Raw genomic sequence first — 13,668 nt, 5'->3', positions numbered from 1 at the left:
TTTACTTTAGCCTTTTCACTTTCAACTTAATATGCTCTTTGGTTATTTCCTTCTTTCCAGTTTACAAAAGCTTTGTTTACCACTTTATTACCGCCTGGGGTTGGATAATCTCCCGAGAAGTACCAATCGCCCATATGGTTAGGACAAGCTTCATGTAGATTTTCCAAAGTTTGGTAAATCACTTCTACTTCCGCTACAGTATCTGCTGGGGTAATAATTTTTGCAATTTGGTCAGAGATTTCCTGAGGGGTAAACGATGCATAAATTTCTTTTACATGGTTCACAATTTCCTCTTTAGGCAACTCCAATGAAGCTTTACATTTTTGGTAAACTTCTTCAATGATATGCTCTTGGCCTCTTTCTTTTAATAATTGGATAGCGGCATCAAAAGCTACAAATTGTCCCATTTTAGACATATCTATACCATAGCAATCAGGATATCTGATTTGTGGCGCTGAGGATACGATAATGATTTTCTTAGGATGCAACCTATCAATGATCTTAATGATACTTTGTTTCAAGGTTGTTCCCCTTACAATCGAATCATCTACCGCTACCAAAGTATCCGTATGGTTTTTGATTACGCCATAAGTGGTATCATAAACGTGAGCCACCATTTCTCCCCTATCCGCATCTTGCGTAATGAAGGTACGCAACTTCACATCTTTAATGGCCAATTTCTCTACTCGAGGACGCATAGATAGTAATTCATCAAGAGCAGTATCATCCAAAACCTCTTTGCGTTGCAATAAAGTCTCTTTTTGTACATCCCTAATGTATTTATGCAAACCATCTACCATTCCATAAAAAGATACCTCTGCGGTATTCGGAATGAACGAGAAAACAGTATTCTTTAAATCGTAGTTTACGGTTTTCAATACTTGTGGGCATAATAATTCGCCCAGTTTTTTACGTTCTTTATAGATATCGGCATCACTACCTCTTGAGAAATAGATGCGCTCGAACGAACAGGCTTTTTTCTCCAATGGTTCACGGAACATTTCTTCCGAAACGGTTCCATCCTTTTTAATGATTAAGGCATGACCTGGCTTAATTTCCTTTACGCTATTGATCTGTACTTTAAAAGCAGTTTGTATAGCCGGACGCTCCGATGCCGCTACCACTACTTCGTCGTCAACGTAATAAAACGCTGGACGGATACCTGCTGGGTCTCTCATCACAAAAGCGTCACCGTTGCCTATAATACCCGACATCGTGTAACCGCCATCCCAGCTTTTGGCTGAACGACGAAGAATGTTGGCCACATTTAGGCTATTAGATATCTTTTGAGTAATCTCTACGTTACTAAGGCCTTCTTTTTTATATTCATCAAACAAGAGCTGGTTTTCATCGTCCAAGAAATGGCCAATTTTTTCCAATACTGTTACCGTATCTGCTTTCTCTTTCGGATGTTGTCCAAGTTCATACAGTTGCTCCAACAACTCGTCAACATTGGTCATGTTAAAGTTACCCGCAATCACCAAGTTTCTGGTCATCCAGTTGTTTTGGCGTAAAAAGGGGTGACAGTTTTCAATACTGTTTTTACCGTGTGTACCATAGCGCAGGTGTCCCAACAAAACTTCACCAATGAAACTTACGTTCTGTTTCAAGAACTCAGTATCTTTCATCAGTTCTGGTGTTTCTTCCTGTATGCCCACAAATTTGTTTTGCACGTAACCGAAAATGTCTGCAACGGCATTTTGTGCCATTGAACGGTAACGGCTGATGTAGCGGCTACCCGGTTTCATGTCTAACTTAATGGTGGCAATACCTGCTCCGTCTTGACCACGGTTATGCTGTTTCTCCATCAACAAGTATAATTTGTTGAGGCCATAGAGTGCAGTACCGTATTTTTCCTGGTAATATGAGAGAGGTTTTAACAAGCGGATAAAGGCTATTCCGCACTCGTGTTTGATTTGTTCGCTCATTGATTGTGAATGAAGGTGCAAATTTACCCTTTTACACAATGAAAACCTAGTAAGAAAATACCTGATTTTCTATATATACATCATTTTTGTGTTATATTTTTGAGACAGAAAAAGTTAGACTTTCACTTTTGTAGAGATAATACTTCTTTCTAGAAAAACAGAAGCATGTTGATCGAATGCTTCGGCATCACCAGTAGTATAGAAAGCCTGCTCGGATTGTTGGCCTAAACGAGTATCGATTTCCGAATGTCTTTTCAGATAATCAACCAGACTGGCTGCCACAATATCGCCCTGTGCAACAATATTAATGTTTGAATTGAGCTGTTCTTTTATTTTAGGCACCAATAAAGGATAATGCGTACAAGCTAACAAAATAGTATCTATTTGATCAGATTGGCTCAATAACTCATTCAAATATTTCTTGACAAAATAATCTGCACCTTCATTTTCATACTCACCATTTTCTATCAAAGGTACCCACATCGGGCAGCTTTGCTGATATACGTTAGTCTCTGGAAAAAATTTGTGGATTTCAATGAGGTAAGATTCGGAACGTACCGTGCCCCTGGTACCCAATACTCCAATAGACTTACTATTACTCATATTTCCTATCACTTCTGCAGTAGGCCTAATTACCCCCAGCACCTTGTTTAGAGGATATTTTTTTGGCAAATCGAGTTGTTGAATATTGCGTAGTGCCTTGGCTGAGGCTGTGTTACATGCTAAGATTACCACGGGGCAGCCTTGAGCAAACAACCACTCCACACACTCCAAGGTATATTGATAAACGGTTTCAAAAGAATGATCACCATAAGGCGAACGGGCATTATCACCTAAATAGATATAGTTATAGTTAGGTAATTGCTCCGCAATGGCTTTAAAAACGGTTAAACCGCCAAAACCAGAATCGAATATTCCTATTGCATTTTTTTGGAAGCTCATGAGCACAAAAAAGCGGAACCAGTTAAACTAATTCCGCTATTTAATTTTATTGTTTAAAATTAAGGTTTTTTAGCTGGACCTGTAGCAGGTTTACTAGCAGCCGGAGCAGTAGTAGCGGAAATACCCAATTTAGCTTTTACCGCACCTGTAATATCTTCGCCTCCATCAAAATATACCAAGTTATTGAAACCTTGTGAAGCAGCTGTATCGAAAACATATGCCAAACCTTTTTCTTTGGAGATTGAATTGATAGCTGTAGCTACTTTTTGTTGCAAAGGAGGATATAGCTCGGCTTGTTTATCTCTTAAATCTTTATCTGCTTTTGTACGAGCATCTTCAATTCTTTTTTGTAAATCCTGTAGCTCATTTTGAGCAGCCTGAAGTTCCTTAACTACAACTTCTTTGTTTGCCTCACTTATTGTTCTCTCTTTTTCCTGAGCAGCTTTATATTTAGTTTGGTACTCAGCAATCATCTTGTCAATTTCTCCTTGTTTAGACTTTGCCAAGTTTTCAATTGTAGTTGAAACCGTTTTTGCTTCTGGCAATACTGCGAAAATTTCGTCTGAATTTAGATGACCGAACTTTTGTTGAGCGTTTACAACCTGAGTAGTTAAAAGTAATCCTGCAGCTACAAATAATCCTTTAATTAACTTTTTCATTTTTTATTTTTCCTAATATTTGTTTTCTGTGTGTGTTATTTTACCAATGTACCTGGCTTAAATCCTAGTTTAATAATTACATCGTTGCTGATGTCGTAGTTGGCACTTGCATAAATCATCATAGTGCTTTCGCTACTTTTATCAAAAACGAAGTCAATGTATTTGTTTTTTGCAACTTCTGCAACCGTAGTTGAAACTTTTTCTTGAATTGGTTTCAACAATTTAGTTCTGGTCTGGAATAAATCTCCCTCTGGACCAAACCTTTGGCGTTGCAGTTCTTTTGCTTTCTTTTCCTTTTCGATGATATCATTTTCCCTACGTTTGCGCATGTCATCAGTTAAAAGTACCTGATCTGCTTGATAGGTTCTGTACATGGCATCTACCTCTTTAAATACATCGTCAACTTCTTTTTGATATTGTTTTGATAAACCTTCTATCTGAGTTAGAGATGATTTATAATCGGGTATATGTTTAAGGATATATTCCGTATCAACGTAAGCTGTTTTTTGTGCCGATACTCCCAATGTCACTAGAAGTAAGCAGCTTATAAAAAATATCTTTTTCATATCTCCTGGTTTCTAAATTGTGTTCAATTAATTAAATCCACCTAGTTGTTGGGCTATACTAAAGGTGAAGTTTTGTTTACCTCCATCTTGTACGCCTGGAATTCTGTCAAAGGCGTGTCCATAGTCAATACCCAACAATCCAAATATCGGTAAAAATATTTTAGCTCCTATACCTGCGGACCTTCTAACATTAAACGGATTAAAATCGCCAAACTTATTCCAAGTATTACCTGCTTCACCAAAAACGGTTAAAAAGGCAGTTGCTTGTTGCGAATTAATTACCGGATAACGTAATTCCATTACATATTTAGTAAATATTGGGCTACCCGAACTTTGTGCAATAGATGGATTTGCACCCACCGGAATTACAGCATTGTTGGCATAGCCACGCATCGCAATAATCTCTGACCCTTGCAAGAAGTCGAAGCCTTGCATACCATCACCACCTAACTTAAAGCGTTCAAATGCCGATTGACCTACTGCACTGTTATACGAGCCTAAGAAACCAAACTGTGCTTGTCCCTTGAACACCAATTTGCCCACCACAGTTTCAAAAAACTGTGCTTCAAATTTCCATTTGTGATACTCGGTAAATTTATAACGTTGCTTGTCGGAAGCGGTATTGTAATTTACATTGTTAAATAACGAGTAAGGAGGAGTAGCTTGTACAGTGAACCTTAAATAAGCTCCACCTGTTGGGAAAATATGGTGATTTCTTGAATCCCTAGCAATTTCCTGGGTAATATTTAAGTTGTATGATTCTCCTGTGCTGAATAAGTAACCAGGATAGTTATTTAAGATATATTGGTTTAAGTTGATAGAGTGTACCAAAGAGAACCAGTTATCAGGCCATTTTAGTTTTCTACCCAAACTAAACGATACTCCATTTAAACGGATACCGTAGTAGTTAGCATTGCTTTTTGCAAGACCATTGGATTGCAATGAGGTAAATGCGCTTACGCCAAAACTTACAGGTTTTTTACCACCAAACCAAGGCTCCGAGAATGAGAAGCTATATGATTGGTAGTACTTACCGTTCGTTTGTCCACGTAAACTTAGTTTTTGTCCATCTCCTTTTGGCAATGGCCTATAGGCTTCTCCTTTAAATAAATTCTTTAAGGAGAAGTTATTGAAAGTTAGCCCCAGGGTTCCAATTACACGGCCACCACCAAAACCACCTGATAATTCAATCTGATCTGAAGGTTTTTCTTCTACGTGATAAACAATATCTACTGTACCATCTTGATTTGGCTTAGGTACCGGATTAGTTTTGGATTCGTCGAAATTACCCAACTGGCCAATTTCACGAACACCACGTATTAAAGCCTCTTTCGAAAAATAATCGCCAGGTTTGGTACGAATTTCCCTCAATACTACCCTATCATTAGTGATTGTATTACCCACTACACTTACTTTGTTAACGGTATATTTTGGACCTTCGTAAATACGCATTTCAACGTCTACGGTGTCGCCATAAATTCTGGTTTGTACTGGATCAACATTGAACGTCAAATAACCATCGTTCAAGTAAAGACTCGAAACATCATCACCGTTGGCACTACCTCTTAGCTTTTTCTCTAGTTTTTCTTCACTAAATACTTCGCCTTTTTCAATACCAAAAATTTTGGTCAATAAATCTGTAGAGTATTTTGCGTTACCTACCCAGCTAATTTTACCAAAATAATATTTGGGGCCTTCGTACATTTTGATTTTGATGCCTACAGTTTTATCATTATAACGATATACACTATCACTGATCAGTGCTGCATCACGATAACCTTTTTCGTGCAACTTGGCTACGAAATTAAGTTTGTCTTCTTCGTACTTTTCTTTATTGAACTTTCCGCTACCAAAAATTTTATAGAAAGCGCGTTGCTTAGTTTTCTTTAGATATTTTCTAAGCTTTGCCGATTTAAATTCCTTGTTTCCTTCGAACTCAATTTTTTGAACTTTAACTCTTTTCCCTCTATCAATATTCACCTGAAGAATCATACTGTTCTCCTGATTAGGGTCTGGTTTGGTTTTATAATCTACCTTAGTATAGAAAAATCCTTTTTCATACAAAAATTTAGTGATTACAGACCTGGTGGTGTTGTAAAGGTTATCGTTAATGATAGATTTACCTACCTTATCTCCCAGTTTCTCCTGAATATCTGTTTTTTGAGATTTACTGATTCCTGTAAACTCTAAGCCGCTTAAACGCGGAAGTTCTACTACTTCGATATCAAAATAAACGGTATCGCCATTAATTTTGGATACGTTTAGTTTAATGTCATCAAATAAGCCTTGTGCCCATAAGTTTTTAATGGCATTGGCTGTTGCTTCTCCTGGGAGCATAATGGTTTCTCCCTTTGTTAATTTAGAAAGTACGATGATAACATCTTTATCTAAATATTTAGAACCTGACAATGTTGTTCCTCCAATAATATATTCTCTTGGAGCAAAATAATCTAGGTTCAGACCATTTACTTTTAATGAAGGTGTAGCTTGTTGTGGGTTACGAATTTGAGCTAATGCTGGTAAACCCATCAATAGCAAAAATACTAGGTGATATATTCTTCTCATTTACAATCTAAAAAACGTTGCTAAGTTAATTTAAACTCCTGTTAAAAAGTGTTAAAAGAAAAATTAGTTAAGTTGTTCACTAATTTTGCCAAAGCGACGTTCGCGTTTTTGATAATTTACAATGGCTTCATAAAGGTGTTCTCTTCTGAAATCTGGCCATAGAGTTTCGGTAAAATACAATTCTGTATAGGCCATTTGCCATAAAAGATAATTGCTGATGCGATGCTCGCCACTGGTGCGGATCATCAACTCAGGATCGGGAATGTTTGCAGTAGTAAGCTTAGAAGCAAAAAGCTTTTCGTCAATTTGATCAACACCAATTTGGCCATCTTTTACCTGCTCCGCTATTTTCCTTGCGGCTTCAACAATTTCCCATTTTGCACTATAGCTCAATGCTAAGGTTAAGGTACATTTTGTATTTTCCTTGGTTTTATTCATGGCATCTGCCAAATCGTCTATACATTTTTGGGGCAACGATTTTAAATCACCTATGGCATTTAGCCTGATGTTATTTCTGTTAAGTGTCTCTGCCTCTTGGTTAATTGTAGAGATCAACAGCTCCATTAGTGCATTCACCTCATCAATTGGACGATTCCAGTTTTCTGTTGAAAAAGCATAAACAGTAAGATATTTAACGCCTATCTCTACACAGCCTTCCACAATGTCCTTTACGGAAAGCACTCCACTCTCATGCCCAAAAACCCTAAATTTTCCTTGGTTTTTTGCCCACCGACCATTGCCATCCATAATAATAGCAATATGCTCTGGTAAGCGGTTAATATCTATTTGATCTTTAAAATTCATTTACTGTTTTTGAGGTCGTTATGAGTTAAAAACACTTTTGGCTCACAAAGGTATAAGTTATGCCAATACCTACAAACATATAAGTATCTCTTTTTCTAAAATCTCCACGCTGGGTATTAGGCAAACCAATATAATTTCCTGTATTTTCTCCGGAACGATCTGACAAAATTTGCTGCATCTGACGAGTATTGGGATCGCTTGAAAGTTTACTGGCGTCGGGATACAGGCCTTTCACATCATCCAAAAAATCGGTATAGGCATTTCTGTATCCAATGTTACTCATCAGGCTCCATCTTTCACCAATTCTGTATTTCACCCCTAAACCAAACGGAACACTCAATGCATAAGTTTTATATGCTTCTCCTTCCGTTTGATAAGAAGCCAGATCGTATTCCTTTCCTTGATAAACTGCTTTTGGGTTAAAAATTACTCCACCTATTCCGGTAAAGAGATAGGGCGAAAATTTTGAGAAACCTCCCCCCGCAAAATAATCAAAGAAATTAAAGTCAACCATAAAGCTAATTTCATGGAGGTTATTGCTGAAACTAAGATTACGTGCTCTGAAACCTTCATTAGAGGATTTGGCATCATCAGCTTTAATCTTACCAAAATTATAATTTAAGGAAAGTGCCCAATTGGGGTCGAAATTAACTTTTGCAAAACCACCAAAAGAAAGTCCACTAATTTTCAATGGCTTTGTAGGATTTAAATCGCCCATATAGCCAGCACCACCTGCCTGTGCACCTATTTCCCATACTTGGGCCATAGTGTTGAAGGCAAAAAGCGTAGTTAAAACAATGGCTAATAGCGTCTTTTTATAACTCATTCTAGTAGTTACGGGTATCAATACCCCAAAGCAATTTATTCCTTAACGTAGTTAAAAACGTTTCATTGTTAAGACGAATAAGATTTATGTTAAATTTTGCTTTGTTGATATTGATTTTCACGCTCCGATCTACCGTCTCGGTTCTCGAATCGCAAGTAAGTAAGAATTTGGTACTACGTGCTTCTACTTCAAAGGTAAGCTCTACATCATCAGGCACAATAATGGGCCTAACATTTAAGTTATGTGGCGCTACAGGCGTAATGACAAAGTTTTGGGCGCTCGGCAATATAATTGGCCCGCCACAACTTAATGAATAGGCTGTTGAACCTGTAGGTGTAGCGATGATCAAGCCATCGGCCCAGTAGGAGTTTACAAATTCTCCATTCATATAGGCATGGATAATCATCATCGCTGAATCGTCTCTACGGTGGATGGTGATGTCATTCAGAGCGAAATTTTCGTCATTAAACAACCCGGTTTTAGATTCTAGGTTAAGCAAGCTACGTTTATCAATGGTATACTCGCCATTTACCAACGCCTTGATAGCCGCATCAATTTCAGATTTATTGATACTTGCCAAAAATCCCAAACGACCAAAATTAATCCCAATGACTGGAATTTGCGAATCACGGACAAATGAAAGGGTGTCCAAAAGTGTTCCGTCGCCACCTAAACTTACCAGAATATCGGCTCTGTTTACCAACTCCTTGTGTCCTGAAAAAGTGGCGAGATTATGGGGCAATACCAATTTATTCTTTATAAACTCAAAGAATTTTTGATAAACGGTAATTTCAATCTGATTGGCAGTAAGCGCATCAAATACCTCTTGTACAAAGGGCAATACGCTATCATTAAAATCCCTACCGTATAAGGCTATTTTCATGCAAGAATTATACGTTTAAATAGTTCATGAACGAATCAAATCTATCCATTGAATCGTCATCATGACTACTATTATTAAATACTGCTTTAACTTCATAATCGTAGCGCTCAAAGGCGGCCACTATTGCAGAAATTTCTGTTTTATTAATTTTTAAGGTCACTTCTAATCTGGTAGAATCGGGGAAGGTATTGATATATGAAGAAAGTATTTGTGCATTATCTGCCTCAACTATTTGAGCCATATGAGCCAACGAGTTGTTTCTGTTACTAATAGAAAGCACGATAATACCTCCTGGCTCACTTACCGAATAAAGGTTAGCTGTGAAATTCAATAGATTATTAATGGATATGATACCCAAATAATTCTTTTGCTGATCAAGTACGGGTACCGCCGAAAGCTGCAGTTCACTAAACAGTCTGATTACTTCATAAATATGGGCGTTCTCAAAAGTAAACGTATTCAATAACTTTACGGGCAAGGCGCCAATAGCGATTTCCATGTCGCGAGCTTCCATGAGCTCCTCTTCAGAAACTAAGCCTAAATATTGAATTTCGTTAACAATGGGCAAATGGTACAGTTTAAACTCATTCATACGCTCCAAAGCCTTCCGAGCGGTATCGGAAGTACGCAGTGGCGGTATAACGTTTGATATGAGTTCTCCTGCTAGCATATAGTTTACTTAAGCAAAATTCTGTCCAAAAATTTTTCCAGATGGCTATTAAATATTTCTGGTTGCTCCATCATAGGGGCATGTCCGCACTTGTCAACCCAGTTCAGCTCTGAATTAGGCAACAATTCATGAAACTCTTCCGCTACATCAGGCGGGGTCACTTTATCTTGTTTTCCCCATATTAACGATACCGGAATGGTAATTTTTTTAAGTTCTTTTGCCATATTGTGCCTAATGGCCGATTTGGCAAGCGCTAATATTCTAATTACACGCGAACGATCATTAACTGTCTGGAATACTTCATCTACCAATTCCTTAGTTGCTGTGGCAGGATCATAGAAAGTAAATTCCACTTTTTCCTTGATGAAGTCATAGCTCTCTCTTCTTGGGAATGACCCCCCGAAAGCATTTTCATATAAACCAGAGCTTCCTGTAAGCACTAATGCTTTTACAAATTCCTGATGGGCAACAGTAAATACTAAACCCACGTGACCACCTAAAGAATTCCCTACTAAAACTACTTGGTTTAATTTTTTGAACTTAAGGAAACGATGTAAATATTTAGATAAACTTTTTACTCCCAAAGTTAAAATGGGCAATTCGTATATAGGCAAAATGGGCACAAGTACGCGATAGCTCGATTTGAACTTGTCTATAGCATGCTCCCAATTGCTTAGTTCGCCCATTAAACCATGAAGTAATACTAAAGGTTCTCCTTCTCCAACCTCAATAAATTTAAATCCCTCTTGTTCAATTACTTCGTAATTCATAAATATTTTTATGTATGGTCTTGGTATATGCCACTAAGTTAATAGAGTAAATGTAATTAATGAGAATTAAAATCACATTTTAACATTTACGGTGTTTAATCGTCTTTTTAAAGGGTTATGAAAGCTGGCTTTTCACCACTTCTCCTATCAATTTACCTTCAGCTTTCCCTGCTAATTCTTTATTGGCCAAGCCCATTACTTTACCCATTTCTTTAATGGAAGTGGCTCCTGTTTCGGCAATTATTTTGGAGATAATCAACTCTATTTCTGCCCTTTCCAATTGTTTTGGCAAGAACTGAGAAATTACATCAATTTCTTCCTGTTCCACTTGGTAAAGGTCATCTCTACCTTGAGCCTGGTAAATATCAGCCGATTCTTTACGCTGCTTAACCAGTTTTTGTAAAATTTTTATTTCAGCTTCTTCATTAAGCTCTTCAGTTTGGCCTTTTTCTGTTTTTGCTAATAGCAATGCAGATTTTATAGCTCTAAGACCTCTTAATCTTACTTGGTCTTTAGCCAACATGGCCTGTTTTATTTCCTGATCTATATTTGTTGATATCATGTTCAAATGGGTTAAATGTTTATTTGTTTAACTGGTTAATTGTTTTGTTGGTAAATCTGTTAATCGTTCAGTAGCAATTAAACAAATCAACGATTTTAACGGTTAAACAATTCTAGTCTCTTTTTACTATCGTTCCTGTGGCTTGGGCAGTCGGCATAATCAGCATATCATTAATGTTAACATGTGCCGGCCTGCTTACTACATACCAAATGGCGTCTGCAATGTCTTGTGCAATTAAAGGTTCTAGTCCATCATAAACTTTCTTAGCCCTATTTTCGTCACCTTTAAAACGTACAATAGAAAATTCAGTTTCTACCATCCCCGGATTAATTTGCGTTACTTTAATGTTATGTGGTAAAAGATCAATACGCATCCCCTTACTCAATGCATCCACTGCGTGCTTAGTGGCGCAATATACATTCCCATTAGGATAAACTTCTTTTCCGGCAATGGAACCAATATTGACGATATGCCCTTGTTTTCGCTCTACCATCCATCCCGATACTACTTTGGTCACGTATAGCAAACCTTTAACGTTCGTATCAATCATCGTATCCCAATCTTCCGTATCACCTTTATCTATGGGATCAAGCCCCTGGCTTAAACCAGCGTTGTTAACCAATACATCTACATTTTTCCACTCGGCAGGCAGGGTGTCTAGCACATAATTAATGTTTTCCTTATCCCTTACATCGGCAACAAGTCTTTTGATTTTAACCCCATACTTCTCATTGAGCTGTTGCGCCTGACTGTCTAAGAGGTTTTCCCTTCTGGCAACGAGGATTAAATCATAACCTTGGGCGGCAAAAGTATCAGCACAGGCAGCGCCAATGCCAGATGTTGCCCCGGTAATTAATGCTATTTTGGCCATCTGTTTTTATTGGATTTTGCACAAAGTTATGCTTTTTCTTAAAAGCGCTTTACTCAAAAAACAAGCTGAAAGTAAAATTTCGTAAAATTGCCCGGTCTATGGGGGTGTCATATGGATGTCCTTCTCGCTTGGTAACGTCTTTAAAAGAATGGCTTACCTTGATTTCAGGCGACATTTTAAAGTATTCAAAATAAAGATCAAAACCTATAGCAGCTTCGTATGAAGCATATTTACCTTTGTTTTTCAACATGCGGTCTGCCCATGCAAAACCATCATCCTTTGGTTTTTTGCCCGCTCCTAAATCCAATGAGTATTTAAGACCCAAAAGCACATATGCCCTAAAGTCTCTACGTCTTTCTGATTTTAGTTTGATACCCAAAGGTAAATCCACAATTACAGGGCTCACCTTTTGCTCTTTATCTGGCCCCGTGCTAAAGGTATAGTCCACCAATTTATCAGCAAAAACTAAACTGGGCGTACTACGCAAATCAACATTATTATTGAGCTTATAGTTAACCACAAAACCAATCCCAAATCCTACGGATGGCTTAGGTTTAATTCCTGTTAGGGGCGGTGTTACTGGCCCCAAAGGTCCTTCTTGTGGATCTGTATTGATAAAAGGCTCCCGCCAATTGGGTTTTGTAATGATTTTATATTCTGAAAGCACATATTGGAAACTGAAACCCCAGTTGAAATCCTGTTGATCAATTCCTCCGCCCCAGTTTTGGGCTTGAACAGATTTGGCAAACAGGAAACATAAGAGAATCAATAAAGGTTTCTTCATTTAACACCTGTATAAATGGCACTAATACCAAACGTTAAAGAACGGTGTTTGGTATGTTGATAGCCAATTTTTTCCATCAAAGTGGTAAAGTCTCTACCGTCAGGAAATGCCTGTACCGACTCTTCTAAATACGAATAGGCTTTTTTATCCTTCGAAAATACTTTTCCAATAGATGGCAATATATGCTTGAAATAGAAATTATAAAACTGTTTGATTGGGAATGCCCTAGGCTTTGAAAACTCTAGAATTACCACCTTTCCTCCTGGCTTTAATACACGATACATATCAGTCAATCCTTTTTCAAGATTTTCGTAATTACGCACACCAAAGGCCACCGTAATGGCATCAAAGGTATTGTCTTCAAAATTCAGCCCTTCCGAATCCCCCTTTTGCACTGAAAAAACGTCCCCTAAATTTCGCTCTGCTATTTTCTTACGAGCAACTTTCAACATTCCTTCCGAAATATCCACTCCAATAATTTGTTGCGGCTTTAAAATCTTGATAGACTCAAAAGCGAAATCACCAGTCCCAGTAGCAACATCTAATATTTTTTGAGGTTTAGATGATAACAGTTCCTTAATGGCCTTTTTACGCCAAATGATATCAATACCTAAAGACAAAAAGTGATTGAGGAAATCATAAGTACCAGAGATGTTATTGAACATATTGGCAACTTGCTCTTTTTTGGTTTCGGTACTGGAATATGGAGTGATTTGTGGATTCATAATGTGTGGCAAAGATAGGGTTATTTTGGTTAATCGGTTAACTGTAAAAACTGGTTAATTGTATTTGACAATCGATTAACCGATTAAACGTTTTTCACAATTAACCTTATCTT

Annotated in this window: 14 protein-coding genes; all 14 read right to left on the bottom strand. The window is 37.6% G+C overall.

All coding sequences use genetic code 11. The annotated features are described in order from the left end of the window. Nucleotides 1-26: 26 nt before the first annotated feature. The 14 genes from ABDV71_RS12665 to ubiE all read right to left on the bottom strand — a co-directional run bounded on the left by ABDV71_RS12665 (nt 27) and on the right by ubiE (nt 13,555). A complete protein-coding gene (locus ABDV71_RS12665; RefSeq protein ID WP_343533103.1) occupies nt 27-1,928 on the bottom strand; it encodes a class II glutamine amidotransferase in 1,902 nt (633 codons plus the stop codon). 114 nt (nt 1,929-2,042) lie between these two features. Next, complete coding sequence (gene murI, locus ABDV71_RS12660) at nt 2,043-2,870, bottom strand: glutamate racemase (protein ID WP_343533101.1); 828 nt, start codon at nt 2,868-2,870, stop codon at nt 2,043-2,045. 59 nt (nt 2,871-2,929) lie between these two features. Then, a complete protein-coding gene (locus ABDV71_RS12655) occupies nt 2,930-3,529 on the bottom strand; it encodes an OmpH family outer membrane protein (protein WP_343533099.1) in 600 nt (199 codons plus the stop codon). Nucleotides 3,530-3,564: 35 nt separating this feature from the next. Beyond that, nucleotides 3,565-4,095 (bottom strand): OmpH family outer membrane protein, encoded by a 531-nt coding sequence (locus tag ABDV71_RS12650; RefSeq protein ID WP_343533097.1) that lies wholly within the window; start codon nt 4,093-4,095, stop codon nt 3,565-3,567. A gap of 27 nt (nt 4,096-4,122) precedes the next feature. Beyond that, nucleotides 4,123-6,660, bottom strand: coding sequence for an outer membrane protein assembly factor BamA (bamA, locus tag ABDV71_RS12645; RefSeq protein WP_343533096.1), 2,538 nt, complete (start codon nt 6,658-6,660; stop codon nt 4,123-4,125). Between the two features lie 63 nt (nt 6,661-6,723). After that, a complete protein-coding gene (locus ABDV71_RS12640) occupies nt 6,724-7,464 on the bottom strand; it encodes an isoprenyl transferase (protein ID WP_343533094.1) in 741 nt (246 codons plus the stop codon). A gap of 25 nt (nt 7,465-7,489) precedes the next feature. Further along, a complete protein-coding gene (locus ABDV71_RS12635; RefSeq protein WP_343533092.1) occupies nt 7,490-8,290 on the bottom strand; it encodes a DUF6089 family protein in 801 nt (266 codons plus the stop codon). Nucleotide 8,291: 1 nt separating this feature from the next. Then, the gene (locus tag ABDV71_RS12630; protein WP_343533090.1) at nt 8,292-9,173 is read right to left on the bottom strand and encodes an NAD kinase; all 882 of its coding nucleotides are present in this window, start codon (nt 9,171-9,173) and stop codon (nt 8,292-8,294) included. Nucleotides 9,174-9,180: 7 nt separating this feature from the next. Then, the gene (locus ABDV71_RS12625; protein WP_343533088.1) at nt 9,181-9,843 is read right to left on the bottom strand and encodes a CBS domain-containing protein; all 663 of its coding nucleotides are present in this window, start codon (nt 9,841-9,843) and stop codon (nt 9,181-9,183) included. Nucleotides 9,844-9,848: 5 nt separating this feature from the next. Then, a complete protein-coding gene (locus tag ABDV71_RS12620) occupies nt 9,849-10,613 on the bottom strand; it encodes an alpha/beta hydrolase (protein ID WP_343533086.1) in 765 nt (254 codons plus the stop codon). Nucleotides 10,614-10,728: 115 nt separating this feature from the next. After that, nucleotides 10,729-11,175 (bottom strand): GatB/YqeY domain-containing protein, encoded by a 447-nt coding sequence (locus tag ABDV71_RS12615; RefSeq protein WP_343533084.1) that lies wholly within the window; start codon nt 11,173-11,175, stop codon nt 10,729-10,731. Nucleotides 11,176-11,287: 112 nt separating this feature from the next. Then, complete coding sequence (locus ABDV71_RS12610) at nt 11,288-12,046, bottom strand: SDR family NAD(P)-dependent oxidoreductase (RefSeq protein ID WP_343533082.1); 759 nt, start codon at nt 12,044-12,046, stop codon at nt 11,288-11,290. Between the two features lie 49 nt (nt 12,047-12,095). After that, nucleotides 12,096-12,830 carry an outer membrane beta-barrel protein gene (locus ABDV71_RS12605; protein ID WP_343533080.1) on the bottom strand — a complete coding sequence of 245 codons (735 nt, stop codon included), beginning with the start codon at nt 12,828-12,830 and terminating at the stop codon, nt 12,096-12,098. Next, a complete protein-coding gene (gene ubiE / locus ABDV71_RS12600; RefSeq protein ID WP_343533079.1) occupies nt 12,827-13,555 on the bottom strand; it encodes a bifunctional demethylmenaquinone methyltransferase/2-methoxy-6-polyprenyl-1,4-benzoquinol methylase UbiE in 729 nt (242 codons plus the stop codon). Before ubiE ends, ABDV71_RS12605 begins: the two co-directional genes overlap by 4 nt. Nucleotides 13,556-13,668: the final 113 nt, after the last annotated feature.

This window comes from Pedobacter sp., assembly GCF_039594775.1.
In the GTDB taxonomy this organism is placed as follows: Bacteria; Bacteroidota; Bacteroidia; order Sphingobacteriales; family Sphingobacteriaceae; genus Pedobacter.
The sequence above is the reverse complement of the archived record's forward strand: the minus strand, read 5'-3'. Positions and strand labels throughout refer to the sequence as shown.